This is a genomic window from Mycobacterium shunyiense, from assembly GCF_058270075.1.
Genome location: NZ_JBZDPU010000031.1, coordinates 77,210 through 103,782 on the forward strand (window position 1 = coordinate 77,210; position 26,573 = coordinate 103,782).

Below are 26,573 nucleotides of genomic sequence, written 5' to 3' on the forward strand. Positions count from 1 at the left end.
TGCGCGCATATGGGCCAACGTGATTCAGGACGAGAATGGAGAATCCATGTTCGCAGTGGTAGGTGGGGGAGCCGCGGGTAGCGCAGCTGCTTTCGTGCTTAAGAGCGCGGGCCACGACGTCGTCCTGTTCGAGGCATCGGACAGCCTTGGTGGTCGCACCAGGACTGTCCAACGGGACGGCTTCGGAGTCGAGGTCGGGGCGATCTACATGCTCAACTCCTACGCGAAATGCATCGAACTACTGAACGACAGTGGCGCGCAGAATCTGCTGGAGCCGTGGTCACCCCTCGCCGGACTCTGGGATGGACGCAGTCTTCACCCGGTCCAATACGACTACATGCCTTCGTTTTTCAAGATGCCGATGCTGACGCTGCGTGACAAAGTCCGGTTGACGGTGCGGGCGGCACAGTCGATCCTGAGCCCGGCCCCTGAGCCGTTTGAAACCGACAGCCTGGCGCAGTTCGACAAAGGCGAGAACATGGAGGCCTGGGCGCGTCGCCGACTCGGCGATCCGCTGTTCGAATGCCTTGTTCGGCCGCTGATCGAGCCGTCCTTCGGCACCGATTGTCGAGAGCTGTCGGTGCCGTATCTGCAGGGCGTGATGAAGCGCGCACACCGGGCCAAGTTCTTCCTGCCGCGGGAGGGGATGGGCAGCGTCTGTTCCGCATTGACGCGCGGCATCGACGTCCGGCTCGGCGCCGAGGTCACCGGCATCGAGAGTGGGCGCGGCGGCGTAAAAATCGTGACCGCAGACGCGTCGGCGCTGCATGTCGAGGGAGTGGTCGTCGCAACCGACGCCCGCCGCGCCGCCCAGCTGCTCGAAACTGTTCTGGAACCGGCCACCGTACAGGCTCTCAATTCAGCCCCGTACACATCGATGGCCCATGTCAACCTACGTTGGCGCCGTAACCCCTGGCCAGGAAACAAATTTGAAATGATCCTGCCGATCGGCACTGGTCCGCGCCCGTTGTTGGGCACGATTGTGAAGTCGTCTGCGTCGTCGCGTTTGGTACCGCCTGGAGCCTGTATGACCAACTCGTATTTCTCGAGCAGGGCAACGCAGGATCTCACCAACGATGAACTCATCGATACGGCGCTGCGACATGTCGCTGAAACGTTGGGCAAGGACTTCCCCGAGCCTGAGGCGGAGGTGTTCACCTCTGACCGGGCCCTTGCCATCTGCCCTCCGGGCCACTACCACGCGATGAAGCAGCTCAGAGACACCATGCCGGCGCGCGTGGCTATCGCAGGTGACTATCTTGCTCACCTCGGGGTGGAGACTGCGGTGGTCAGTGGCGATCGTGCAGCTCGGCGGCTGTTGAGCGGGTAGCGCCCCCAGGCTATCGAGCGGCGCGGTCGCCAAGTTTGCGGAAGTCCCAGCTCGTGATCTTCGTAGGCGTGATACGGAGCCAGCCGTGCCGTCCGTCATTGACGAAATCCGCACCCGAAAAGTACTTTTCGGCGAACAGACGTTCTGGTTCAACGAGTGCTTGATGGGGTTCGCCGATACGTGGAACCTCGCCGACCACGTTGGTGGTGCCGGTGATCTCAACGCCTCGAAGCTCGCCGTAGGCCTCGCCGGTGTCGACGACGGCCGCGATCCGCTGATTACGCGCAAGGTCGGTCCAGCGCTGACTGTCCACGATGGAATACAGCCACAGCGCGGATCCGTCCCAGGCGAACCACAAAGGCGTCACATGAGGGTGGCCGGAGGTGGTGACTGTGCCGACTCTGCAGGTTCGCTGGACGACTAGAAAATCATCGATCTCGTTGGGGTGCATGGCAATAGAACGTCGTCGTCGTTGCATGTGCATCGCGACCTCCTTGTGCTGTGTTCGCATGTGTTCTCCCGTGTCCCGGGACTTCTGCGCCTGCCACAGGCGGTAGGCGTTGCCGACGCACCCAACTCTCCCTGGCATAAGATTTGAATCTGCGATAAATTCTATCAAGGCGCCAACATGGTGTATACCGGCGCTCATCAACTCTCAGTGAGGACGTCATGATCGACTATCGGGATCACCGCAAATGACGTACGCGTCGCTCGGGATCTGTGGCAGAGCGGCCTTTTTGCGCGGCATCCCGACGAGAGGTTGCAAGGACTCGCGTCCGGACACGGCAGCGCCACTGGACCTCTGGCACGGGGCTGACGATGTCGATCACTGAGGATGCGCGTCAGGCAGCCGCCGACGCCGCGTGGTGCATGATTGAGGACTCGAGGACGGTTGAGTCACGGTTCGGGCTTCGTGACTGCTCTCCTACCGATGCCGGAGGCAATCGGTGCGCGTTCGTTGCCCCGGCGTGGGCGCGTGACCCGCAGGGGAGGCCACGGGTCGGCGCCTTGGCGGCGCTGGCCGATCACATTCTCGGAGAGCTCCCGTATATGCGGCGCCCACCGAAAACATGGTCGCTGACCGCCGAGTTGACCCTGGACGTCATCGGGGACCTCCCGTCGACCGATGTCTTGTTCGCTGAAGCGGTCGATGTGACCGGGGGCACGGACGCGTTCTTGCAATGCCGGATCACCACGGCCGCAGGAAGACTGGTCGCGGTAGGCAACGCGAGGACGGCCTATGTGGCGGCCACCGGCGAGGATCCGGTGGCCGACGCCGCGGCAGCGCCATCCGCCGTCCACGATGACTTCGACGCCAGCGCCGTGCTCGGACTCCAACATCGCGACCTCAGTGACGGTGTCGAGATCGCCCTGATGGATCCTGGAAACTGGGTGAACGGATTCGGCATTCTGCACGGCGGTGTGTCGGCATGTGTCTCCGAGCTGGCAGCAGCAGAGGCGGTCCGCGCGCGCAATCCCACCCTGTCCACTGCGCATGTGCACACCAGCTACTTGCGTCCGGTCGTAGCCGATGCGCCGTTCGTCGCGACCGCCCGCCTCCATCACGTCGGCAGGTCCTCGGCGGTCGTGGAAGTGCTCGGCCGCGGCGGTCGGGGCGAGCTGTGCACAGTAGCCACGGTGACTGCAACGAGCCGGCTTCAACCTGCGACGAAGTGACCAGGTGAAGCCGCGAAGCCTGATGTCCCCGTGAGCTGCGGCCCAATCCGGTTGCCGTCCGTCAGATCTGTGGAAGAGCCATTGATGAAGCGTGAACTAGATAACCGAGACGCCGAATATATTGTGGTTGGGGCCGGATCGGCAGGATCGATTGTCGCATCCCGCCTGGCCTCCGCAGGGGCCAACGTCCTGCTCGTCGAGGCCGGTGGGACGGATCGACGGCCGGATGTACGCGTGCCTTTCGGCATCATGTCGCTCTTTGCCACGGCGAACTGGCGCTATCCCGTGGTGGCCGACACCAGCAAGAGCGGTTTGGCGAGTGCCTTTGCCGGCGGGCGCATCGTTGGTGGTAGCGGTTCCATCAACGCCATGGTGTTCAACCGTGGGCGCGCCTCGGACTTCGACTCTTGGGCGTCTAGTGGCGCAAGTGGTTGGGCCAGTGCCGATGTGCTGCCGTATTTCAGGGCGATCGAAAACTGGGTCGGTGGGGCCGACGAATATCGCGGTGACTCGGGGCCGGTGAACGTCTCCTGGTGCGGCCATCGTCATGTTCTTGACGATGCGTTCATCGAAGCGGCTGTCGAAGCGGGGCACAGTCGCAACCTTGATCAGAACGGACGCGGGCAACTCGGCGTTGCGCGGTGTCAGGTCAATCAGAAAAGGGGTCTTCGTTCTTCGTCAGCCCACGGCTATCTTCGGGGGCAGGAACGAGGTTCGCGGCCACGCCTGATCACGAATATCAGGGTTGCCAGGGTGTTGGTCAAGTCGGGTCGCGCTATCGGGGTCGAATGTGAGGACGGGCGCACCCTATGGGCCCACAAGGAAGTCATTTTGAGCGCTGGAGCCATCGGCAGTGCGGCACTGTTACTACGGTCTGGTATCGGTCCAGAAGGCTCAGTGCTGAATCTGGCTGGTGTAGGTGAAAACTTTCAGGATCACCTCGTCGTGGCTCAGCACTGGGAGTCGAAGGTGCCCACGATCAACACTCTGGGGCCGATAGATATCGTGAAGGGATTCAATTCCCTTGCCCGGAGTGGAACAGGTCCGCTGACGACAACCCCGTTTGAGGCGCAGCTGTTCACCGAGGATCTCCAAATTGCCATCACCCCAGTCCGATACGAACTTGACCCGATTCGTGGGCGCGCGTCATTGAAGCGGTCTGACGCGTTCACCGTGTACACGGTGTTGTTGCGTCCTGAAGCGCGGGGCCGCGTGGGCTTGCGTGCCGGACGACCGGCCATCGAATTCGCCAGGCTCAGTTGCGCTGACGATGTGCGCAAGTTGACCGATGGGGTTGCGCTGACCCGTGACCTGATTGGATCGCAGGCCGCGATGCGTGGGCTCGCCGGAGAACGTCTCGACGGTGGCGCGCCGAACGACAAGGCGTGGCTGGCGAAGGCGGAGAGCAGCATCTACCACGCAGTCGGAACCTGCCGAATGGGCACGGACGATGCTTCGGTGGTGGACACCACGCTGCGGGTGAATGGCATCGAACGGCTGAGAGTGGCGGATGCCTCGGTCATGCCGACGCTGACATCAGGCAACACGAACGCTCCAACCATGATGATCGCGCACCGTGCGAGCGATCTCATTCTGTCTGATCACCTGTGAAATCGATGGTCTGATTTTCGGCAGTTGTCAAGATCCCGCTCCCCAGACGTGCAGTAGGGGCGGTCATTCTCAGACCACGTTCAACTCGTCGAGGAATACCGCCCCGTAGCCGGTGTCTCCGACTATGTTGATGTCGTAGTCGCGCCAATCCGAACGCTTTGTTGCCCACGAGGGAAAGTCGGAGCTGTCCCCGACGATCTCCACAGCCGGCCGTTCGATTCCTGAAAGTATGCGACCGTCTCGTTGGATCGTCCACGCGTCTCCGCCCGGCCCGGTAAGACGCAGGCCCACAGGGCGACTCAGCCACTCCGGGCGTCCTGATCGGAGTTGGTTCCCCAGCACCGCCAGCATCCAGTCGATCACGACGGTCATCCGGCGGGGAGCAGGAGGGGAAGGTGACAGACCCAGTGCAGGCGCAAGATCGTGGCGCATATGTGTGTGATGATCGAAAACCATGGCGCCCGTGAGCAATAGCCCCACGGAAAAGCGACCGAGCTCGGCTAGCGGTACTGGCAATCTAGTCAGGGGCGATTTGGTGACCAGCGTGGCGAGCTGGATGATTCGCGCACTCCACCGCTCGTATTCCGCCACGGTCTCATCGGGCCGCCTCACCCGCCGCGCCCAGACCATCTCGTCGTTGGACTGCTCGATATCTTTGCTCAGTAACAGTTTCAGAGACTCGGTGGTGAAGATCGCATGGCACCCGGCTCCGATGTGACTGACCACATCCTGAACAGTCCAGCCGGGTGCCATGCTGGGCAACCGCCATTGCGAGTCGCTGAGGGTATGGCACAGGTCGAGAAGCTCGGCGCGCTCAGCACGTAGGGCAACGACGCCGTCCCTGTGAGCTGGGCGCTTCAAGGGGGCAAGGGTCATGGTTTTTACTGCCATCCCACGTGCGAGGGATCAGGCAGATCGGTGATCGGTTGAGAATTCACACAACAACTGTGCGCAGCGCAAGGTGACAAGTCAACAAGTTTCTATGTGAGATTAAAACATCGCGTTCGGTTCTCGAAATAACCAATGGTGCACCGAAATTCGACTGTCCGCTACCCGGATGTGATGCCTCGGAGTGGCGCATCAATCAGGCCGGGTGGCCGTAGACCGCGACCACTACGGTTCGGTCCAAGCTGTTCTCCGACCAGACGCCCATCTGGGTGTTGGCGCAGTTCTGCATGATGGCAAGCGACGCGGGGTCGTAGTACCACTGGTTGATCAACTCAATGCCACTGATCGCGAGTGCCGGGTTGATACCGACCGTCTGCTGCACAACTCCGTGGTAGCCGGCCGCCTCCGCGCGTGACTGGGGTGTGGAGCTATCCGATCCGAGATCGCCGCCCAGCTCGCGGTTGTTGAGCACGTCAATTGCGTGCCATTGCGCAGCCAGGGTCAGTTGCGGGTTCGCCGCCACGTTGTTCTGGCATCCCGCTTGATGCTGCACGGTGTACACGTTGGCAACGACGCTGTTGTTGAAGCGGCGGTTGTCGGCGTGTGCCGGTGCTGCGATGGCGGTCGCGATCGTCATCGCCAAAACTGCTGTGCGCCCGGCTATCAGGAGTCTCGTGACTGATCTGCGCCGATGGCGCTGATCGAAAGAAAATTGGGTGTGTGGCACAGATCTACTCCGATCCCAGGCGGTAGCCGGCAGCCGATTCTCTCAACTGCCAAATGGCGGCGGGGCATAGTTCGTTGGTGGCCTGCGTAATGAGATACGACGCTTGGTACTCGTCGGAAGTTCCGAAGTCGTGCTTCACATCGGCCATGAGCGATGCGTAGGGACGGCCGGATCGAATCTTGTCGCACAGTCCGTTGCCGTAGTCCACGGCTGCTTGGGCGTTGGGAAATCCGTACCCCGGCCGCACCGTAACGTTGACCAGGTAGGCGACCGTATCGGCTTGCGCGACGCCCGCTGAGCTCAACGTCAGTGCTGCGGTGGCGGTGGTGCCAACAAATGCTAATGCGGTGCGGACCCACGTCCGTCCCTGAGATGCTCTGCGCGATGCGCCAGGGGCATGAGCCGGTCCGCCGGGGTGGGATCCTGTTACGGAGATCACGTGTCAACTGTGCGCAATGGATGCGCTCAGGTCAAGCATTTTTTATTGCAAATTAAGCAACTGGTGTGTGATGCAGTGAAGCCTCGGCTTGGGCGAGGCAATGCCGCAGCAGGTCTGGATGCGGGGTTTCTGCGTGAGAGGTATCGAGCAACGGTGGCGGCCGCTGAGTGTCATGTAAGGCCGCGGATGGGGGAAAACGCCAGCCAGTCGGAGCTACGGCAACGTCGATCGGTCGATTGTTTCGGCCGTATCATGGGCGGATGCCCAGGCAACGCTCCCGGCCGCGAGCCGACATCGACGAGTCGATTCTCGGTGAGTCGATTTCAGAATCTAAGTCGGCGTTGACACGCTCGAGAATCTTGGATGCAGCTGCACGCGTGCTGTCGGAACATGGCTACGCCGGCTTGCGGCTCACTGACGTGGCGGCCGAGGCAGAGCTACAGGCGCCGGCCATTTACTACTACTTCCCATCCCGCGACGAGCTCATCGAAGAGGTCATGTGGTCGGGTATCGCCGATATGCGATCACATGTTGCCGCGGTCCTGGAGGAGGTTCCTGACGGAAGTGCCCCAATTGACAAACTGCTGATCGCTGTCGAGGCGCACCTGCGGCATGCGCTCGAAATCTCGCACTACACGACTGCTGCGATTCGCAACGCCGGGCAGGTTCCTCAGGACATCCGCAAGCGTCAGGTCCTGGAGGAAGAGCGCTATGGAGAGATCTGGCGCAGATTGATCAACGATGTTGCCCGTGAAGGCGTGCTCCGGCCAGAGCTGGACCTCTACATCGCTCAGATGTTGGTGCTCGGTGCACTGAATTGGGCGGTGGAATGGTGGAATCCGCGGCGCGGCGCGATTGAAACGGTGGTCGCAAACGCCCAGTCAGTGATCCGGCATGGGCTCACTGACATTTCCGCAAAGTAAAGGCGCCTCAGGCCACCTTCGCGAGATGCCCGGCGGCCGAGGTCAGCAGCACACCGATGGAGTTTTCGAGCTCCTCGGGGTCGATTGCTGCGTGTGAACCCATCGTGCCGGCCAGTCGGCGCGCTCGTACGCCCTCGAGAAGGCTGGCGGCACGCCATTGCGAGAATGCCCTGTAGTAGTCGAGCCCCCCGACTTGAAAGCCCGTCACGTCGCGGTATACCTCGATCATTTCGTCGCGATCGGGAAAGCCCCCGGCGCGGGTAGGTGACGGCATCACGATGGCCGACTCCTCAGCAGGACGCCAGTCGTCGAGTAACCACGCGAGGTCGGCGAATGGATCGCCGATGGTGCACAGCTCCCAGTCGAGCACTGCGGTGATGCGCCCCGCGGAAACCAAAAGATTGGACAGCCGATAGTCGCCGTGCATGATGACCGCGGGTGACGGTCGCGGGAGCCGCTGTGACAAACCGGAGCACACCGCCTCCCAATCGCGGTCATGTCGGCTGGCGTGGCGCACCCGCTCCCAAGCTGCTGATACTCGACGCAACTGGCGAATAAGATATGGAGTGGTAGACGTGTCGATACCCAGAATGGAAGCGTCGAGACGGTGCAGACGGCCCAGTGTCTCTGCGACAGAAACGCCGAGGGCCCGGCGCTGGTTGGGGTTCAATTCTCGGGCGTCGTGTTCGCTTTCCAGGGGTGCGCCGGGTGCTCGCTCCATGACCAGAAAAGGTGAACCGGAGGGACTCACTCCTGTTCCAAGGACTCTGGGCACCGGTACGTCGGTTTCCGCAAGTGCCCCGAGTATCTGGGCTTCGCGTAGCACGTCGTGTGCGTTGCTGGCGGAGTCGCCTGGCGGTGGCTCACGCATCACCCATTCGCGGCTAGCGTGATCGGTGACGACTGTGGTGATATTCGACTGGCCGATTCCGACCCGCTTGATCATTACCGGGGGCGTGACATCTGCCTGGTGCCGTTCCAGCCACTGTGCAACGGATTCAGGTTGTGTCCACATGCCGCCAGTAGCTGAGGTTGGCGAGATGTCAGCACCGGTGGATTTCCGCAGGTCCATTGCCATCGACCCTTCTGTCGCTCTGTTCCACTGAAGATCGCGGAGCGCGTCCAACGGCACAAGCCAAGGACCCGCGGTGGTCTGCCACGGTCCAGGCGACGGATCGCCCGCGGTGACCATGCATTATTTATTCTGCATTAGAATACGTGCATGGCAACAACGGGGTCCGCGCGGGTGCGTGCAAACAAGTCTGCAACGCGTGAAGACTACATGGTTGTCGGTCTGCAGACCTTGGCTGACCAGGGGCATCTTGGCCTCAAGCTCGCCGAAGTGTGTAGCCGCCTAATGGTCACGTCCGGGTCGTTCTATCACTTCTTCGGCAGTTGGGCGCAGTACCGGAGGCAGGTGATCGAATATTGGAAGAACGAGGCGACCTTGACGCAACTGCGTCTACTGCGCGGCGAACTCGATCCGTACCGACGCATCGAGCGACTCGTCGAAGTGGCGCTGAGTCTGGATCACACGGCTGAGGGTGCGATCCGTGCCTGGAGCCGGGTCGATCCTGACGTGCATGCGGTGCAGGCGGAAGTAGATGAGCTGCGCCGACAGGTGGTATTTGACTCCGCGCTCCAGATCGCTAACGACGAGCCGCGTGCCAACCGATTCGCCGATGCGGCGCTGTACCTGCTTATCGGCTACGAGCAGGCCGCCCTTGCGCCTGATCTTAAGGGGCTGGAAGCGATCTTCCGGGATCTCCTCTCCGTTCTGGAAGGCCAACCGCAGTGAAGCACTACCTGGCCACGGCCAGGGAACGTCGCGGCCGACGCGGCGAAAACCGATGAAGGAGATGCAGCTGTGAAACTAGGTATGCCCTTGCGCTACTACGGAAGTGAGTTTGCCGCAGTCGTTGACCGACTCCCCGAGTTCGAACAGGTGGGTCTTGATCGGGTCATGATTGCCGAGGCTTACAGTGTGGATGCGGTCAGCCAGATGGGATATGTGGCTGCCAAGACGCGCCGCGCCGAGCTGGCCTTCGGCGTGTTGCCGATGTTTTCCCGGACGCCCACAAACCTGGCCATGACGGCCGCCGGAATCGACTACGTGAGTGGTGGTCGGTGCATCCTTGGTATCGGTGCGTCGGGCCCGCAAGTCATCGAAGGTTTCCACGGGGTCAAATACGACGCCCCTGTCGAACGTGCGCGCGAACACGTGGACATCTGCCGCAAGATCTGGCGGCGGGAGGCCAGCGAGTACCGCGGGAAGCACTACACGTTGCCGCTGGGCGTCGATTCTGGCGGATCCGGGCTGGGGAAGCCGCTGAAAATCATCGGGACACCTGTGCGGGCCCGGATTCCGATGGCGCTGGCCGCGATAGGGCCCAAGAACGTTGAGTTGGCCGCTGAGATCTTCGATGAGTGGCAACCCATTCTGTTTCATCCCGAACGAGCCGATCGCGCGTTCGGTGACGCGTTGCGGGCGGGAAAAGCTCGCCGCGACGGTGAACTCGATGCTCTAGGCATCAGCGTGCAATGCCCGCTACTGATCTCGGACGACTCCGATCGCGTGACAAGTGCATTGAACGCCGTCCGCGCGAACGTGGCGCTGTATGTGGGCGGCATGGGTGCCGCTGGTAAGAACTACTACAACGCCCTCTTCGCTCGGTACGGTTACCCGCGGCAAGCGCTCAAGATTCAAGAACTCTTCCTTGGTGGTGCGAAATCAGCTGCAGCCGAGGCTGTTCCGGAGGAATTCGCACGGGCGATCTCGCTGATCGGTAGTCGTGCCGAGCTAGGGGATCGGCTGGCTGCCCTCAAGGATGCGGGCGTCACCTGCGTGCTGGCCGATCCCGTTGCGTCCTCACACGCTGAGCGGATCGATGCGATGGCTACGGTGAAGGGGTTCATAATTTGACGCTGCAGCAAAAGCGCTATTTCGCAGTTTTTTATCTTAATTTTGATTAAAGTCTTCCTGTGGGTACGGCGCTCGGGCCGGCCCAAGTGTCGGTGGACCCGAAGTCGGACCGGAGGAGAAACGTGACAGTCACCGTCAACCCAAGCGCGAGCGATCGCATCGCCACTGACCGCGCCGACTATCGACTTCTTCGTGTTGCGTTGTGGACAGTTGTCATCTATGCCGGGCTAGGACTGTTGGGATTCGCCGTGTTCGCGGGTTTCTGGCCACCGCCCGGCGAGGACCTCGATGCGGCGGGTATTGCCGCATACTTCCGTGAGCACGAGACGTCGATCCGAATCGGCATGGTGCTGATGGCGGTGGGTGCTCCGTGCTATTACACCTGGAGCGTCGCGCTGTCGAAGATCGTCAGCCGCATGGAGGGGCCGATGGGCCCCCTGTCCATGACGGAGTTGATCGGTGGCCTGATGACCGGTGTGGTTACCGTCGTTCCGGCAATTGTCTGGCAGACCGCCGCATTTCGGTCCGAAGCACGCTCGGCGGAGAGCATCCAGACGTTGTACGACTTGGGGTGGTTGTTCTTCGATCTGACATGGATGTTCTCGTTCTTGCAGAGCGTGGCATTGGGAATTGCGATCTTGAAAGACCGACGCACCGAACCGCTGTTTCCTCGCTGGGTGGGCTACGTCTGTTTCCTGACCGCGGCGGTCTACATCCCTCTCGTCTTCGTGCCGTTTGCGCACACCGGCCCGTTCGCCTGGCATGGCGTACTCAACTTCTGGGCCGTGTTCGTGATGTTCTTTGTCCTCATCGCAGTCTTGACGCCGTTCGCTTTCCGCGCCTTGCGTCGTCTAGAGGTGGAGTAGCGCCCTGAACAAGATTTCCCTTGAGGTGAGCAGATTACCTTGCTCAGCAAGATAATTCAGATAAGTTGATCGGAGAGTGCTTGTGGATCCCAGCCCTGACTACGACGCAAGTGACGAACTCGAATACTTCTTCAATTGGTTGCCGTGGGCGCTTCGCGGTACGTATCCGCCGCCGGCATATCCGCCGATCTAGTTGACATCGGAGTCATTGCAGGTGCCCGACGAGCGTCAGGTGTGCTGTTCTAGAAGGAGATTAGCCAATTAGTGTTGCCGTGCGATTGCTGCGTATGTTCCTCGTGACCGCGTTGGGTCTTTGCATGTGGTCGGCCGCTCAGGCGAAAGCCGACACCGTCGAGATGCTGACGGTGCCGTCTGCGGCGATGGGCCGGGACATCCCGGTGGCATTCCAAGCTGGCGGTCCGCATGCGGTGTACCTGCTGGATGCGTTCAACGCGGGTCCGGATGTGAGCAGGTGGGTGGGTGCGGGCGCATTCAGCATGCTGGCGGGTAAGGGCATCTCGGTGGCTGCTCCGGCCGGCGGCGCGTTCAGCATGTACACCAACTGGGAACAGGACGGCAGCAAGCAGTGGGAGACCTTCTTGTCCCAGGAGTTGCCGGACTGGCTGGCGTCCAACAAGGGCCTGGCTCCGACCGGGCACGGCGTCGTCGGCGCCGCACAGGGTGGCACTGCGGCGCTGACGCTGGCGGAATTTCACCCTGACCGGTTCCGGTATGCCGGGTCTATGTCCGGTTTCTTGACTGTCGGCAACACCTTCCTCAACGGCGCGATTACGGCAGGTATGGCGCAATTCGGCGGGGTCGACACCCAGGGCATGTGGGGGCCTGCGCAGTTCGGTCGGTGGAAGTGGCATGACCCGGACGCCCACGTGCAGCTGTTGGTGGACAACAACACCCGGCTGTGGGTGTTCAGCCCACAGACCCTGACCTGCAGTGACCCGCCTGCGATGATTGGTTACTGCGATCAGGCGCAGGGCAGCAACCGGAGCTTCTATACCCACTATCGCGCAGTCGGTGGGCGCAACGGGCACTTCGACTTTCCGACCGGCGGCCAGCACGACTGGAACAGCTGGGGCCCGCAATTGGGCGCGATGTCGGGTGACCTCGCGGCCGCCATCAGATAGTTGTCGACCGGAGGAGTAACCATGGCCCGCGTTCTAGCTCTGTCTTTGGCTGCGTCAGCGTGGTTGATCGCCCTGGCGTTTGCGGCTCCTGCCGGCGCCCAGCCTGGGGATTCGCCGTGCGCTGCCGCGGTCTCGTTGATTTGCCATTTCATCCCGATGGCGCCCGATCTTGACGGCGACGTTGATCTCACCTCTGACCAGCCGACAGGATCTCCTCCGATGTCGGGGCCGATGGGTGCACTGCCTGTGGATCCCTGCGCGAGCGGCTGCATCTAAGGCTGCACCTTGAATATCTAAGGACCAGAAAGGATTTCGTATGGGCGTCCAGATCGATGTGACGGGACTGAGCAAATCTTTCGGATCGTCAAAGATTTGGGAAGACGTCACTATGTCGATTCCCGAGGGCGAGGTCAGCGTGTTGCTGGGCCCGTCGGGTACCGGTAAGTCAGTGTTCCTGAAGTCCCTGATCGGCCTGCTGCGCCCCGAGCGTGGCTCGATCGTCATCGACGGCACCAACATCCTCGAGTGCTCGGCCAAGGAGCTCTACGAGATCCGCACCCTGTTCGGTGTGCTGTTCCAGGACGGCGCGCTGTTCGGCTCGATGAACATCTACGACAACACCGCCTTCCCGTTGCGCGAGCACACGAAGAAGAGCGAGAGCGAAATCCGCAACATCGTGATGGAGAAGCTCGAGCTCGTCGGTATGCCGAACGACGGCCACAAGTTCCCCGGCGAGATCTCCGGCGGTATGCGCAAGCGTGCCGGCCTGGCCCGCGCCCTGGTGCTCGACCCGCAGATCATCCTGTGTGACGAGCCGGACTCCGGTCTGGACCCCGTCCGTACCGCCTACCTGTCCCAGCTGCTCATCGACATCAACGCGCAGATCGACGCCACGGTGCTGATCGTGACGCACAACATCAACATCGCCCGGACCGTGCCCGACAACATCGGGATGCTGTTCCGCAAGCAGCTGGTCATGTTCGGTCCCCGCGAGGTGCTGCTGACCAGCGAAGAGCCCGTCGTCAAGCAGTTCCTCAACGGTCGCCGTATCGGGCCGATCGGTATGTCGGAGGAGAAGGACGAGGCGACTGCGGCCGCTGAGCAGGCCATGATCGAGGCCGGTCAGCACGATGGCGGTGTGGAGGAGATCGAGGGTGTGCCGCCGCAGTTGATGGCCACTCCGGGTATGCCCGAGCGCAAGGCTGTGGCCCGGCGCCAGGCCCGGGTGCGCGAGATCCTGCACACCCTGCCGCCGGCCGCGCAGGCCGCGATCCTCGACGACCTCGAGGGCACCCATAAGCACGCGGTGCACGAGTTCGGTGACGAGCCGACCACGCGCCACCACCGTGCGGTCGAGGACGATGCCCCGACCGGAGCCATCGCGTTGTGATCGTTGTGGCCGCTGAAACGCACAACTGTGAGGATCGCGATGAACAGAGCTGAAGAGTCTGCGTTCGCCTGGGCGCTCATGGACTCGGCAGATGCTTTCCTCGGTGAGGGTGCCCGCACCTGGCTTTGCGTCAGGATCGGTGCGGGCGAACAGGAAAGAGCCATCCGGCAACTTCTCGAAGGATTTGCAGCCAGTGGTGCATCGCTGCCTTCCACCCTGTCCGGCGCGTTGTGGGCGTGGATAAGGGGATTCGTGGGAAGCGATGATGAGACGGTGCTTCGCGACATCGGGCGCCGAATCAGACTGTCTAACAGCAGCTATTCCGAATTGGTGTCGCGCCCGAAATTCCTGATGCCGTGCCGCAATGAACGCAACGCTGGGCGATCGCCTCTGTCTCCCGTAGAGGACGGATCGACGATACCCAGCGCGTCCTGACATGCCGCCCGATCGGTTAGATCTGTTCTGTCAGAATCAGTTTCCTCAGTAACGTCCGGGATCGCTGATCGCGAACTCGACCTCTGCATCGTCAAGTCGCATCTCGGGCGGAATAACGTGTGGGCCTGGAAGGACTGGGGGACATGTCTACCGGCGCTGCATCAGCGTCGTCGCTCGGGTTGTGCCTGAGTTCGCCGCAGCCTGGTCCCGCTCCACGCGAGCGACCGTGGTTGCTCGATCTGGAATTCTGAAATAAAAGGGCCTGCACGGGGTTGTGAAGAATATTTATTATTGATTAAATTATCTCGCCATGCGTGCGTCAACGCCGTGCGGATGCACATCCTATCCATCTCGACGTAACAAGGGTTCCAATGTCTGCCGACGACCGAACAAAACTGCGGATCTTCAACCTGTGCTCGTGGGGCGGACTCGCGGCGCTTGTAATCACCCTCATCGGATGGTTGGTGGCGGGCTTGCTGCCTCTGCCGCTGGGGCCCTCAAACACCCTGAGCGACGTTGTGGCGTTCTATTCCAGCGATAGCACTCGCCGGATGGTCGGATTCGTCCTTGCAACACTTGGTGTGTGTTTCGCGATGCCAATGGTCGGTGTCATTAGTATTCACATGCTCCGGATGGAGCGGCGATTGCCACTGCTCTCCCTGATTCAGTTGGGCTCGGGGTCTGTAACTATTCTCATCAACCTGCTCGCGTCGATGCTGTTCGCAGTCTTGACGTTTCGTCCGGAGCTCCGGGCGCCTGAGTCGATCATGATGCTCAACGACCTCACCTGGCTCATCTTCTTCACTCCGATCATGCCCTTCATTATTCAGAATGTGGCGATTGGTATCGCCGTGCTGACCGATCGAGGAAAGTCGTTCCCCCGTTGGGTTGGTTATCTGAACTTGTGGGTGGCATTTGCATTTGTGCCAGACATTTTGGCTTACTTCTTCTTCTCGGGTCCATTCGCTTGGAACGGGATTTTTGTGTTCTGGCTGGCGTTGACGGCCTACGCAGCGTTCCTTGTGGTGATGTCGGTCGTAACCCGACGGGCGAATGCGGCGTTGATCCGAGGCGGAAGTGCAGCAGAGTTGCCGGCTGACATGCTGTCAGCGTAATCGGTTTTGGGTGGCGATAATGCGACCGTGCTTCGCGACATCGGGCGCCGAATCGGACTGCCTAACAACAGCTATTCTGCACTCGCGTAGCATCCCGCCCGGAGCTACTGATGCCATCAACTTGGACAGTTGAGACTTGCCGGGTGCAAGGGAGTCCCAGATGAATAACGTGGCGAAGCGACTTCGCCGAACATCTGTTTACGGGTGGCAATGACAGTCGGTGGATACCGGAAGGACAGAGCGATCACCGAGACTCGAATCCTGGATTGCGGTCGGGTTCGTTGGTGCGCCACGCAGGTGGCCCGTAGTCGTCGTCTTTTGCTGACCGTTGTTGGCAGTCGGCGGAGGGTTCCTTGGTGTTCAAAGGCTTTGAGTTCAGGCACTGGCACTGCCAGCTACTCAACGCTGAATTCGTAGGCTAACGCCTGGTCGAAATCCATCCCGAGCCCCCGCTGATAGGCGGCGTTGAAGGCTGGTTCGCCAAGGATTACCAGCGCATCTCGGACGCATCGATCGTGGAACTTGGACAAGTCGGGAAGCACAGCTGGCGTTACGCCGATCCGGTTGCCCAGGTTCTGTGCAGCACCCATCAGCACCGCAGCCCGCTGCCCATCGTGGCGAGTTTGTGCGATCCAGGCCAACGCTTCCAGGCAGGCGGAACCGTTGCGGGGATCGGGGATCTGATGTGACAAGTCGAGACATTCGCGTAGGAGCTGTTGAGCGCGTAGCGGTTTGTCGTTCACTAACCAGCCCACCCCGAGTGACCACAACACGTAAGAGCGATACATCACCTCGCCTGCCGCTTCGGTGACGGCTAGGGCTTTCTCCTGCCATATCAGTGCTGGTCCGATCTCACCCTGGTGTTCGAGAACCCGACCCTTGAGCACCATCGCCGGGACTTGGGCGATCGGATCCTCGGTAGCGGCAAGCGCGTGATCGACTGAAGTGAGGGCACTGTCCCACTGGTCGGCGACGATGGCACAGAATCCGCCGGCGATCGCGACCAGTGCGTGCGAAAGGGGATCGTCGATTCGAGTGAGTAGTGTGCGTGCCTGGGTAACTCGCTGGGTGGCGGTTGCCACGTCTCCTTGAAGACAGCTGATGATTGCGGCACCGTACAAGGCTGCGATCCGGTCGGTGCAGTAGTCGGCTGGGGTCGCATTCAGTGCGCGTTGCAGCCAATGGCTCATTTCGCTGAGGAAGCCACGCGCGACTGCGTACTGAAATAGCGCCGCCGAGATGACCAGCGCTGATTGTGGTGAATTGGTGAGGGCGAACTCTCCTGCGGACCGTAGATTCGGTGTCTCTACGTCGATGCGGTGAATCCAGTCGAGTTGGCGTGCACTGAACCAGTCAGCTGCGGCGTCGCTGATCAGCGTCTGGTACCAGTGCAGGTGTCGGCGGCGGAGATCTATCGCTGTGCTGTGGTCGAGTTTTGTTCGTGCGTAATCGCGCAGCGTGCCCAGCATCCGGAACCGCACTCCGGCGCGGGTGTCAATACGGACCACGATCGATTTGTCCACCAAGGAGCTCACTAGATCGATGACGAGGTCGGGAGCCAAGTCGTCGTTGCAGATGTGTTCTGCGGCGGCAAGGTCGAAGCTTCCGGAGAACACTGACAACCGGATCCACAGCCGCTGTTCGGTGGGCGTGCATAGGTCGAAGCTCCAGTCGACACTCCACAACAAGGTCTGGTGACGTTGAGGGCTGTCGCGCTGGCCGTGTGTCAACAGTTGGTAGCGGTCGGTGAGCCGTTCGAGGATCTGGTCGACAGACATCGCACGCAGCCGGGCGGCAGCCAGCTCGATCGCCAGCGGTAGTCCGTCGAGGCGGGCACAGATACTGGCGATCGCGGGGGTGTTCTCGGTAGTCAGGGAGAAGCCCGGTACAGCGGCGGCAGCCCGCTCGGCGAACAGTGCGACTGCGTCATTGTCGGGAAGCCCTCGTACGGACGGCGGGTGTTCAGGGGCCGGCAGCGGCAGCGGGGCGAGCGGCAAGACCGTTTCGGCGCCGACGCCCAGGCGTTCGCGGCTGGTGGCCAGTATGTGCACCTCGGGACAGTGCCGCAGTACGACATCGACCAGTTTTGCGGCTTCATCGAGGACCTGTTCACAGTTGTCCAGTACAAGCAGCACGGTGCGGGTTCGTAGATAGTCGACGAGCACGTCGAGCAGGGACCGGCCGTTTTCGTCACGTAAACCGATCGTCGCGGAGACCACGTCGGGCACCAGCAACGGGTCACGCAATTCGCCCAGCTCAACCAACCAAACGCCGTCGGGGTAGTGCTGTCGGGCGTTGGCTGCGGCACGTAGGGCCAGCCGGGTCTTACCGACGCCTCCGAATCCGATCACGGTGACCAGGCGTGATGTGGCGAGCTTGTCGCCGATATTGGCCAGCTCGGCGCGCCTGCCGATGAAGCTGGTGAGTTCCAGCGGGATGTTTCCGAGTGCGGCCCGCCCCGCACTGTGTTCGCCTGGACCGGGCTGGTCGGTTTTGACAGCCATGATGTCCGGGGTTAGTCCGCGGTGGGTCTGGAGTTGCCTTAGGTGTTCGGCCAAGGTTGTGGTCTCCGGGCGATCCTCGGGGTCGGGTGCCATGGCCGCTTCCACTACGGCAGCGACGTCATCGGGGATGCCGGTGTCGCGCAGATCAGGTACAGGTTCGTTGGCGATGCGCAGGAACTGGGCGACCATCTGCTCGCCGGAGCGACGTTCAAAAGCTGCATGGCCAGTCAGGGCCGCGAACAAAGTGGCGCCGAGCCCGTAGATATCCGACGCCCGGGTGGGGGGTGCGCCGGACAGAATCTCGGGGGCTGTGTAGGCCGGTGACCCCGTGAAAGTCCCCGCCGCGGTCTCGAATGCCCCAGTGAGATGGGCGATCCCGAAATCGCACAACGCGGGCTCCCCGAAATCGGTGATCAGGATGTTGGCCGGCTTGACGTCACGGTGCAGGATGTCGAGCCGATGCGCGGCCTGCAACGCGCCAGCCATCTTCACCCCCAGCCGCAGGGTTTCATTTGGGGGTAACCGACCAACACGTTTCAGCCGGTCCTCAAGTGAGCCCTGTTGGTGGTACTGCATCACCAGGTAGGGGAGACCACCTTCGGTTTGCCCTATTTGCAACACACCCACGATGTTGGGATGCCCGGTAAGACGGCCCATCGCCCGTTGCTCTCGCAGAAACCGGTCGCGGTCCTCGTCGAGGTCGGCGGTCAGTACCTTGACTGCGACGGTGCGGTCCAGTGTTTCCTGGTGGCAGCGGAACACGAGGCCGAAACCCCCGCGGCCGATGATCTCGGCATCAGTGAATCCGGCCGCGCTCAGCTGCTCGACGACGGCTGACGCTGCGTCCCGTTGTGTCTGGAAAGGATCACTGTTCATCCTGCTCCCGGTTCCGAGCATAGGCTCGACCGGGACCCAGGACGGCGTTTGTGCGGTACCGTCTCTTTGCTGGGACTGCAGTGGCGGGTGTTCTGGCGTTCAGGGGCTTCGGTACGGCGATGTGCAGTGCGGGCTTCTCTGACTCAGTGGGCGCTACCGCCGGACTGCTGACAGTGCCCTTACGTATGATCATCTTTCTTTCAGTGATCTGTGGGCGAACGGCAGAGCAACTGGAGCGGCATTTCGCGAGCCCACGTACGGCGCCAGTTATCAGCACCCATGCGGTTCGCCGCAGCGGCGCGCGCACATACGTCCGTGACTTGACGGGTAGCGCGGTTATCCATCGTGGGGTGTTGCGGCGTAGAGGAAATTGGTTCAAACCAACTATCGGCGCAGCGCGGTTGACCTGCGAAGTTTCCGCAGCCGAGGCCCACCGTGGCTCGACAGAGGCTGTCCCGCAAACACCGACACGGAGACGTTCGTTGCTGTGCGCGGCGCTGAGGCCCGGGAATCGGCACGCTACGCCTGCGGCCCAGCTACCCTCAGCGCATCTGACACCCAATCGACGGGGTTGCATAATGGGCAGTCGATCACGATCAGACGGCGGCGTGACCGCCGACGGGCTGGTGGCCTCCTACGCGCCGCGCTGTCCCCAATGGTGGCAAGCGTTCAGAGTGATCGGAAGGCGGGCTGACATCTACACCGTCTACGCCGACGACATCGTCCACGGCACCATGCGCTGCACGTGCCCGGCGTTGAGGCAGGACACGTGTTGGCATATTCAGTGTGTGATGAGGCACGGCTGCTTTGCCGGTCCGGACCGCGAAGCGGGTCTAAATGATTTGACTGCGTTCGGTGTGGAAGTACTTGCGTTAGAACAGCATCCCCAGCCGCGCCTCGCGCAGCGCCTCCGACAGCGCTGCGCGTGCGGTGAACCGTTGCAGCTTCCGAATCTCCGCCTGACCGATGATGAGGACCGCCAGCTGGTGAGGGTCGTCTTCGCCGACTCGAAGACTGAGTACGGATACGCGTGGGCTGGTGCGCAGGCGCTGCGCGTCGGTGACGCGGTGACCGTCGGCGAAAATGGTTACGCAACCGTGGTTGATTTCGGCTCGGATTGGGCGGGATCATTGACCGTCGTCCGCCAGATGCCCCTTCGCTGATGATTGCCATCATAGAAAATGGCCATTGTTGCATGTCATGCATCCGCAAACATATTGCGGAACAGCATATTTAGTATGTAGCTGGTCGTGGTGACGAATTGAATGCGACGGCCCCAGCGCTGTCCCGAAGCACGCCTTGCGTGGTTGCGCGCCAGCCGATGTTCAACGACATATCCGTCATGGTTATCGGCACCGTGGATCCTTGAAATAGGCTGCACCAGAGGGCAAGTCATGCCGGCCTCCCAGGGCGTCACCGGAACTTATCAGTTTGACCGGTCTGTCAGCGGCGGATGGCCTCCCGCTGGGGCGCCCGATTCGTCTCCGCTCACGCCACCAGGACAACGCGTACGCGAGCGAGGCGCCGACGACACCGCCGCCGATGATCTTCAAGATCGAAGGATGGCCACTCGCGCGCCATGCTGCGGCCAACTGACGCTTGCATCAGGGGGAGCCTTTCAGTTCGATGCTGCAACACTCACCGCGGCGAGGATTCAACCCTAATCTGTCCGGCGAATTCCTGGCACGACCGTACGGTTCTAGGATCCGCCACGAAAACGAGAAACTCCATTCCGCCATTTTGATGAGAACTCCGCAGACCTGCAGGTAGACGCTTCGCCATCCGCCTCGCAGTTTGAGAACCTACACTCTCTCTACGACACGACGACGTCGTCAATGCTGAATATGTTGTAGTGCACAGGATTCCGCATCGGTGCCAGGCTGCGTTCGGTGCGCCACGACTTTGATGGAGGCGTCGAGCCCGGACATGTGAAGCTGAATCCAGCCTTTGGTCATGTAGCGCAAGATGTTCCGGGCTTTTTCGTTGGAAAGTTCGATGCGCGTGACGGGCAATGCTCCGCGAGCGTCGGCCAGTGCGAGGATGTCGAAGAAGCTTCCAGATCCGGCGTGGTCATGAAATGCGCTGAGATCGACTGCGTCGATCGTGATTCGGTCAGGAGTCCCTTTCACGCAGGACAGGTCAACGTTTATCGCGACGATGAACCAGTCCCCTCGGTCCAAGCCGAGGTCGGATTCGAGCCTTGGGCCAAGGCGAATGTCTTGCTGCAGCCCGATGGTCCCAACCCAGTCCGAGAAGGTTTCCCTGTGTTCCGATGCTTCGCGGGAAGGCCGCGTTCTGTGATTCCTGGCCATCAGGGATTCACGGCAGAGTGGGGCTTCTGGGCTGCCTGAATGACCCGTCCTACCAGTTCGGAGACGTAGGTCGCATCGACCGGATGGCGGGTGAGGGCGCTTCGGAAGTGGATAGGTGCGATGAGCAGTTCGATCACCTGCCGGGCATCGACGTCACCCGGAAGTTCGCCACGGGTGATCGCACGCGTGATCATCGGCAAGGTCATCTGATAGCGCCGTTCCCAGAACGCTTCTCGGGCAGCTGCCACGTCGTCGGAATCGCTGACCGCAGACAGTGATCGCACCAGGCCGCGGCCCAGCGGGGTGTCCAGGTATTCACCGAGTGCGGAGCCGAACGCGGTCAGATCTGTGTGCAGCGACCCGGTGTCGGGGATCGGCAGTTCCCGTGCGCTGGAAGTCAGTAGGGCGTCAAGGACCAGATTCTCCCGGGTTCCCCAGCGTCTGTAGATGGAGCTGTCGCGGACGCCGGCACGCCGGCTCACGTCGGGAATGCTGACCTTGTCGGCACCGTGCTCGCTCACCGCGTCGATCACCGCTTGGTGGACTGCCTGTTTCACGCGGGCGGCGCGGCCGCCGGGCCGCGATCGAGACGGTGGGGGATCAGCGACTTCGACCATGCGCCCATACTAAAGCAGAGTTTCTTGCTTTTACCCAGCCTTGCCCTCTATTTTTAACGCAGAACATTCTGCAACTGTGTCCGCTGAGGAGGCTGGTCATGGCATCGGTGCTGCAAGCTGCGAAGCGGGTGGCCGTCACGGCATGCGCGCTGACGCACACCACAGGTTGGGCGGCGCGACGGCTGGGAGTGGCGGAATTTCTGCCCAAACTATTTGTGGATCGATTCACGCATTTGGGCGGTTTCACCGATGCGCAGTTCCGCAACCAGCTGTGCGCATGTCGAACATTCGAGGATGCACAGTGGGCGTCGCACTGGCAGGGCTTCGCCGATGACCAATTGGCGCGGGCGGATAAGGCGCTCCAGCGCCTGGGCGGCCCGTCCGCTGAACAACTCGCTGACCCTCAGGGCGATGTCGACGTCGCCGTGCTCGGCGAGTTGTTGGGCCCTGCGGTGACGATCCTGGCCGATCGGGGAGCCGTGGCCGATCCGGACGCGGTGGTCAAGTTCAGCAGCCAGCACCCGGAATCCGCCGATGCCGCCGAGGCCCTGGACGCGTTGATCAAGGCGCTGGTCTACGAATTCGCCGCTGCTTGGCCAGGATTCAGTCCGCGCCGGCTCTGCGCCTACAAGCGAATGGATCGGCTGACCGAGGTTCTGATGACCGCACTCGCCCCGGCCATGGGGTGGACAGTGGATGTGGTGGAAATCCCCTCCGGTGGCGATGACGTGGTCCGCGGGTACTTGCTGCTGCCCCAAGACGCAACCCACGTGCCAACGGTGCTGGTCACCAACGGACTGGAGGGCAGCATCGCCGAGGTGCTGTTCCCGATGCTGGCCCAGCGAGACGGGAATCTGGGCCTGTTCGTCATGGAGATGCCGGGCACCTATGGCTATAGCGCGCCACTGACGGTGGAAGGCGCCCAAACCGCATACACCAAAGTCGTCGACTACCTGGTCGCTGAGCCCCGCGTCGACACCGACCGGCTCGGCATGTTCGGCGCGAGTTTCGGCGGGTACTGGTCGACCCGAATGGCCGCCGTCGACGACCGGTTGAAGGCGGTGGTGTCCAACGGGCCCCTCGCGGACCGGAGTTTCGGCACGCTCAACTCCGTCGGCATGCCGGAAATCCTGGTATGGACCCTCCTCAACACTCTCGGTGCCACGAGCCCGCTCGACTTGTCGCGCAAGTTGGCAGATTTCGCACTGACCGACCTGTGCAGCAAGATTTCCGCCCCGCTGTTGGTGATCAACGGAGCCCGCGACACCTTGGCCGATACGCAGGACTCGATCGACATCGCCGCCGAAGCGCCCAATGCATTGCTGGCGCTGTATGCCGGTGATGATCACTGCGCCATGGGCAACGCCGAGCATTGGACGCAGTTGGCGGCGAGATTTCGGCGCGACCATTTGAGCGCTCCGATCGCGGAGTCGGTCCGGTGACCGAGGAGATCGAGGGCTTGCCACGGATGCGGCGCGTCCTAAACGCCGCCAACCACCGCATTGACACCCAAATCTCGAGCGAGGCAGGCTGGTTGGCTGTCGAGGACGCCATCGGGGTCGACGATCTGCGCACGCCTCCGACGGCGTTCACGCCGGCGTTCGAGATCGCCCGCTATGAACAGTTGGGCCTCGCCGACGGAGCCACCGTACTGCCTGTCTGTCCGGCGTCGTTCCGCGATTTCATGGTGTACGAGAAGCATGCCGTTGATGCGGCCCGTGGCCTGGCGAAGCGGTTCGTGCCGAGCGGCTATAGGGTGGCTCGGCTCTACGAAACCGTCACTCGCCGAACGTTTCCCTCGTTTCGGCCCAAGGCGCTCTGGTATCGCGAGCCGATCTACTACATGTCCAACGCGTTGACGTTTGTACCGTCGGGAGTGCCCATTCGCACGCCGTCCTATAGTCGCGCCCTCGATTTCGAGCTCGAGCTCGGTGTCGTGCTCGGAACCCCACTGCGCGACGCCACCGTCGAGCAGGCTGCAGCCGCCATCGCCGCAGTCGTCGTCGTCAATGATTTCTCCGCGCGGGACGTGCAACTGGCCGAAATGCGTTCCGGTTTCGGCCCGCAGAAAGCCAAGCACTTCATCAGCTCGATGTCGGCTACCGCAGTCGCCGGCTCAGCACTTGCGGCCCGTCTAGACGGGTTGGCCGCCAGCGTGACCATCAACGGGAAAGCGGTCTCGCGCACCACAACTGCAGGTATGCGGTATTCCATGGCCGAGGCCGTCGCCCACGCATCGCGCGACGAACAGCTCTTTCCAGGCGAGCTGCTGAGCACGGGCACACTGCCCGGTGGCAGCGGGATGGAACTGGGCCGATGGCTGGCGCCGGGTGACGAACTGCGGCTGGAAATCGATGCGATCGGTGTCATCGAACACCGAATCCAAGGCTAGAGGTGATATCTCGGTGAGGATAGATCAGGTGTCGGACTCCGTTTACGTGGTCGCCGGCACAAACGTGAACTGGGCACTGATCAGCAACGGATCCGCGGTCACCATCGTCGACGCCGGGTATCCGGCCGACACCCACAATCTGCTCGACTCGATTCGTCAAATCGGACACCACCTCGATGAGGTGGCCGCCGTGCTGTTGACCCACGCTCACCTCGACCACATTGGCGCGATCCTCACGCTCGTCGAGCGCATCGGGATGCCGGTCTACACCGGATCCGAAGAAGTTCGGCACGCCAAACGCGAATACCTACAACAAATTACGCCTGGCGAGATGCTCAAACAGCTCGGAAGTCGGCGTGGTCGAAGGTGGGTCACTCAAACGATCAGAGCCGCGCGAGGGGGAATCAAGACAACAGTGCCCACAGCGACTGCCGCCGCGGCCGAGGTGCTTGCCCAACTGCCGGGTCGACTGATCGCCGTGCCGTCGCCGGGACACACCTCCGGTCACACCGCCTATTTCATGCCTTCGGAGAAAGTTCTGTTCTCCGGTGACGCCCTCGTCACCGGGCACCCCCTGTTGGACGACGACGGCCCGCAACTGCTGCCATCGTTCTTCAATCACGACGAAGCACTGTCCCGGCTCAGCGCACAACAGCTCGCCGGCCAACCTGCCTATACCCTGGTTCCCGGTCACGGCGCACCTATCGTCCACAACGAGTCCACGCCGCTGCCCATCATCGACCACCCCTGAACTGGCCGGCACGCCGTGATGTGCATCGTGGCCGACGAACGATACGGATACCCCTTTCCGGCGACAGACAGGCAGCCAATGACTAACAACGAACCCTCGAACTCCGAACCTATGAAAACTCCGGCCTACACCAGCGGCCTGCGCACTCGTCAGGAAGTGATGGGCACCGATTTCGTCACCCAGGCACTAACCCGCACTTCAGGTAGCGAATCCGAACAGCTTCAACACTTCATCACCGAGCATGTGTGGGACGGGATCTGGAACCGCCCAGGCCTGGATCGCCGCGACCGCAGCCTGCTCAACCTGGGAATCCTCACAGCACTGCGAGCGCACGATGAGCTTCGCGGCCACGTGCGCGGCTCTCTCAACAACGGACTCACTCGCGCAGAGATCACCGAATCGATCATCCACACCAGCGGATACTGCGGCGCGCCAGCTGCATTGGCCGCCATGCGCGTAGCCCAGGAAGAGTTCGACAAACTCTGACCACTGGCGAGGCTTCCTGTTGGGTATCGACCACGACTCTGTTCGATCGGTCTACTCCGCTAGACAGCGATCGAGCATCCACGCATGTGCGGTCGGGTACGGCGATCTAGTCGAACCGGCTCCCAGTTCGTGGACAACCGTCCCGTTCTCGGATCCGCAATCGGAATGGCAAAGATGCGCCCGCCAGCTCCGTGGCCACTTTGGCAAAGTCACAGGTAGGAGAGCTGTCGTCCGCCGTCCACAATGGCAACCTACACCCCGCTCGGTTGTCGTTTTCAGTTCTCCGCTGGCAATTCCATCTTGGGTTCTGGGGGCGAATGCAACAGCGTCTAGCTGAGGAGTTGTTGATGCTGGTGGAGCGAGACCCAGCCAACTTTCGCGAAACCATGCGCATCGCGGAAAGCCGGGTTCACACCCTGGTCGATCACACTGACAGCCGGCCGGAAAGCTAGATGAAGCTAGCTAGATCTCCGGGTGGACTTACGCGTAGCCGACCCATCCCCGGAAGTTGAACGCCAGGAAGAAGTCTGCGACGTTGGTGAAGCCGGCCTCCTCGAGGATGGTGCGGTCTTCCTCTGGTGACACGACGGGGACGCCGGATTCGATTGCAACACGAGCCTTCTGCGCATCCGCGGGATCGATGCCCGTTGCGACGAGGTATGCCACATGCCGGTCTATCCAGGTCTGTCGTTCAGCCTCGTCGCGGTGCGCAATGCTGAGATGCATCACGACGAACGGGGCCCCGGGCATCAGCCGGCGTCGTACCTCGGTCGCTGTACGCAGTCGTTCGTCGGGTGTAAGGAAGTGCAGTGTCAGCAGACTGGTTGCGGCGTCGAAGAGTCCAAGCGGTGCGTCGTCGATGTATCCGTTGTGCATCGTCACCCGCGACGCGTTTGATCCGAGGGTCTGTACCGCGAGATCCAGCATCGCAGCCGATGGGTCGACCGCATCGAAGGTCCACCCTGGGTGAGTCTCCGCGAGTGCCTTCGTCTCCAGTCCTCCGCCGGCCCCCAGCACCAGCAGCCTCGCGTCAGACGGAGCGCGTTCCTCGATGAGGACGCCGACCAGGCGGTGAATGTCGGCCAGGGCGGGCACCATCTTGAGGGGGACCCGTTTGGTGGTCCAGTCGCTATGCGACTTGGGGTTGGTGGGTCGTGGCCCACTGTAGG

At 61.8% G+C, this 26,573-nt stretch carries 24 protein-coding genes and 2 pseudogenes; 17 read left to right on the forward strand and 9 right to left on the reverse strand.

What is annotated here, in order from left to right; translation table 11 throughout:
* The first annotated feature begins 19 nt into the window (after window positions 1–19).
* Window positions 20–1,330, forward strand: coding sequence for a protoporphyrinogen/coproporphyrinogen oxidase (locus AC4ELH_RS28460; RefSeq protein WP_498888124.1), 1,311 nt, complete (start codon window positions 20–22; stop codon window positions 1,328–1,330).
* A gap of 10 nt (window positions 1,331–1,340) precedes the next feature.
* On the opposite strand, the gene AC4ELH_RS28465 is transcribed toward AC4ELH_RS28460, so the two are convergent.
* Window positions 1,341–1,841, reverse strand: a complete 501-nt coding sequence (locus AC4ELH_RS28465; RefSeq protein ID WP_498888126.1) for a pyridoxamine 5'-phosphate oxidase family protein — start codon at window positions 1,839–1,841, stop codon at window positions 1,341–1,343.
* A 308-nt stretch (window positions 1,842–2,149) separates the two neighbouring features.
* On the opposite strand from AC4ELH_RS28465, the gene AC4ELH_RS28470 reads away from it, so the two are divergent.
* Together AC4ELH_RS28470 and AC4ELH_RS28475 are read left to right on the forward strand one after the other, a co-directional pair.
* A complete protein-coding gene (locus AC4ELH_RS28470) occupies window positions 2,150–3,007 on the forward strand; it encodes a PaaI family thioesterase (protein ID WP_498888128.1) in 858 nt (285 codons plus the stop codon).
* Window positions 3,008–3,091: 84 nt separating this feature from the next.
* Entirely contained in the window at window positions 3,092–4,618 is a 1,527-nt protein-coding gene (locus AC4ELH_RS28475; RefSeq protein ID WP_498888130.1) for a GMC family oxidoreductase, read from the forward strand.
* 69 nt (window positions 4,619–4,687) lie between these two features.
* On the opposite strand, the gene AC4ELH_RS28480 is transcribed toward AC4ELH_RS28475, so the two are convergent.
* The 3 genes and pseudogenes from AC4ELH_RS28480 to AC4ELH_RS28490 all read right to left on the reverse strand — a co-directional run bounded on the left by AC4ELH_RS28480 (window position 4,688) and on the right by AC4ELH_RS28490 (window position 6,669).
* The gene (locus AC4ELH_RS28480) at window positions 4,688–5,494 is read right to left on the reverse strand and encodes a maleylpyruvate isomerase family mycothiol-dependent enzyme (RefSeq protein ID WP_498888132.1); all 807 of its coding nucleotides are present in this window, start codon (window positions 5,492–5,494) and stop codon (window positions 4,688–4,690) included.
* 214 nt (window positions 5,495–5,708) lie between these two features.
* Window positions 5,709–6,143: pseudogene (locus tag AC4ELH_RS28485) on the reverse strand (CAP domain-containing protein); the annotation flags it as partial.
* A 94-nt stretch (window positions 6,144–6,237) separates the two neighbouring features.
* Complete coding sequence (locus tag AC4ELH_RS28490; protein WP_498888173.1) at window positions 6,238–6,669, reverse strand: DUF732 domain-containing protein; 432 nt, start codon at window positions 6,667–6,669, stop codon at window positions 6,238–6,240.
* Window positions 6,670–6,932: 263 nt separating this feature from the next.
* Here AC4ELH_RS28490 and AC4ELH_RS28495 point away from each other — a divergent pair, with 263 nt between their 5' ends.
* Window positions 6,933–7,595: a TetR/AcrR family transcriptional regulator gene (locus AC4ELH_RS28495; RefSeq protein WP_498888134.1), complete on the forward strand. Its 663-nt coding sequence runs from the start codon at window positions 6,933–6,935 to the stop codon at window positions 7,593–7,595.
* Between the two features lie 7 nt (window positions 7,596–7,602).
* Here AC4ELH_RS28495 and AC4ELH_RS28500 read toward each other — a convergent pair whose 3' ends face one another.
* A complete protein-coding gene (locus tag AC4ELH_RS28500; RefSeq protein WP_498888136.1) occupies window positions 7,603–8,787 on the reverse strand; it encodes a phosphotransferase family protein in 1,185 nt (394 codons plus the stop codon).
* Between the two features lie 30 nt (window positions 8,788–8,817).
* Here AC4ELH_RS28500 and AC4ELH_RS28505 point away from each other — a divergent pair, with 30 nt between their 5' ends.
* The 8 genes and pseudogenes from AC4ELH_RS28505 to AC4ELH_RS28540 all read left to right on the forward strand — a co-directional run bounded on the left by AC4ELH_RS28505 (window position 8,818) and on the right by AC4ELH_RS28540 (window position 15,466).
* A complete protein-coding gene (locus AC4ELH_RS28505; protein ID WP_498888138.1) occupies window positions 8,818–9,393 on the forward strand; it encodes a TetR/AcrR family transcriptional regulator in 576 nt (191 codons plus the stop codon).
* A gap of 81 nt (window positions 9,394–9,474) precedes the next feature.
* Window positions 9,475–10,518: an LLM class F420-dependent oxidoreductase gene (locus AC4ELH_RS28510; protein ID WP_498888139.1), complete on the forward strand. Its 1,044-nt coding sequence runs from the start codon at window positions 9,475–9,477 to the stop codon at window positions 10,516–10,518.
* Between the two features lie 59 nt (window positions 10,519–10,577).
* Complete coding sequence (locus AC4ELH_RS28515) at window positions 10,578–11,384, forward strand: DUF4386 family protein (RefSeq protein ID WP_498888141.1); 807 nt, start codon at window positions 10,578–10,580, stop codon at window positions 11,382–11,384.
* 76 nt (window positions 11,385–11,460) lie between these two features.
* Window positions 11,461–11,577 (forward strand): annotated as a pseudogene (locus AC4ELH_RS28520) (CAP domain-containing protein); the annotation flags it as partial.
* Between the two features lie 124 nt (window positions 11,578–11,701).
* Window positions 11,702–12,526, forward strand: a complete 825-nt coding sequence (locus tag AC4ELH_RS28525; RefSeq protein WP_498888143.1) for an alpha/beta hydrolase-fold protein — start codon at window positions 11,702–11,704, stop codon at window positions 12,524–12,526.
* A 316-nt stretch (window positions 12,527–12,842) separates the two neighbouring features.
* Entirely contained in the window at window positions 12,843–13,916 is a 1,074-nt protein-coding gene (locus tag AC4ELH_RS28530) for an ABC transporter ATP-binding protein (protein ID WP_498888145.1), read from the forward strand.
* Window positions 13,917–13,955: 39 nt separating this feature from the next.
* Window positions 13,956–14,351, forward strand: coding sequence for a hypothetical protein (locus AC4ELH_RS28535; RefSeq protein ID WP_498888147.1), 396 nt, complete (start codon window positions 13,956–13,958; stop codon window positions 14,349–14,351).
* 371 nt (window positions 14,352–14,722) lie between these two features.
* The gene (locus AC4ELH_RS28540; RefSeq protein WP_498888149.1) at window positions 14,723–15,466 is read left to right on the forward strand and encodes a hypothetical protein; all 744 of its coding nucleotides are present in this window, start codon (window positions 14,723–14,725) and stop codon (window positions 15,464–15,466) included.
* A 395-nt stretch (window positions 15,467–15,861) separates the two neighbouring features.
* On the opposite strand, the gene AC4ELH_RS28545 is transcribed toward AC4ELH_RS28540, so the two are convergent.
* A complete protein-coding gene (locus AC4ELH_RS28545; protein WP_498888151.1) occupies window positions 15,862–18,846 on the reverse strand; it encodes a protein kinase domain-containing protein in 2,985 nt (994 codons plus the stop codon).
* Window positions 18,847–19,454: 608 nt separating this feature from the next.
* Here AC4ELH_RS28545 and AC4ELH_RS28550 point away from each other — a divergent pair.
* Window positions 19,455–20,009: a hypothetical protein gene (locus AC4ELH_RS28550; protein ID WP_498888153.1), complete on the forward strand. Its 555-nt coding sequence runs from the start codon at window positions 19,455–19,457 to the stop codon at window positions 20,007–20,009.
* 669 nt (window positions 20,010–20,678) lie between these two features.
* Here AC4ELH_RS28550 and AC4ELH_RS28555 read toward each other — a convergent pair.
* Window positions 20,679–21,158: a hypothetical protein gene (locus AC4ELH_RS28555; RefSeq protein WP_498888155.1), complete on the reverse strand. Its 480-nt coding sequence runs from the start codon at window positions 21,156–21,158 to the stop codon at window positions 20,679–20,681.
* Complete coding sequence (locus tag AC4ELH_RS28560) at window positions 21,158–21,775, reverse strand: TetR/AcrR family transcriptional regulator (RefSeq protein WP_498888157.1); 618 nt, start codon at window positions 21,773–21,775, stop codon at window positions 21,158–21,160. Before AC4ELH_RS28560 ends, AC4ELH_RS28555 begins: the two co-directional genes overlap by 1 nt.
* A gap of 98 nt (window positions 21,776–21,873) precedes the next feature.
* Between AC4ELH_RS28560 and AC4ELH_RS28565 the strand changes: the two genes are divergently transcribed.
* The 4 genes from AC4ELH_RS28565 to AC4ELH_RS28580 all read left to right on the forward strand — a co-directional run bounded on the left by AC4ELH_RS28565 (window position 21,874) and on the right by AC4ELH_RS28580 (window position 25,404).
* A complete protein-coding gene (locus AC4ELH_RS28565) occupies window positions 21,874–23,217 on the forward strand; it encodes an alpha/beta hydrolase family protein (RefSeq protein WP_498888159.1) in 1,344 nt (447 codons plus the stop codon).
* Entirely contained in the window at window positions 23,214–24,167 is a 954-nt protein-coding gene (locus AC4ELH_RS28570; protein ID WP_498888161.1) for a fumarylacetoacetate hydrolase family protein, read from the forward strand. The genes AC4ELH_RS28565 and AC4ELH_RS28570 overlap by 4 nt, the downstream gene beginning before the upstream one ends.
* A 28-nt stretch (window positions 24,168–24,195) precedes the next feature.
* Window positions 24,196–24,918 (forward strand): MBL fold metallo-hydrolase, encoded by a 723-nt coding sequence (locus AC4ELH_RS28575; protein ID WP_498888163.1) that lies wholly within the window; start codon window positions 24,196–24,198, stop codon window positions 24,916–24,918.
* 78 nt (window positions 24,919–24,996) lie between these two features.
* On the forward strand, window positions 24,997–25,404 hold the full coding sequence (locus AC4ELH_RS28580; RefSeq protein WP_498888175.1) for a carboxymuconolactone decarboxylase family protein: 408 nt from the start codon (window positions 24,997–24,999) through the stop codon (window positions 25,402–25,404).
* A 480-nt stretch (window positions 25,405–25,884) separates the two neighbouring features.
* On the opposite strand, the gene AC4ELH_RS28585 is transcribed toward AC4ELH_RS28580, so the two are convergent.
* A partial coding sequence (locus AC4ELH_RS28585; RefSeq protein WP_498888164.1) for a class I SAM-dependent methyltransferase occupies window positions 25,885–26,573 on the reverse strand: 689 nt, incomplete at its 5' end.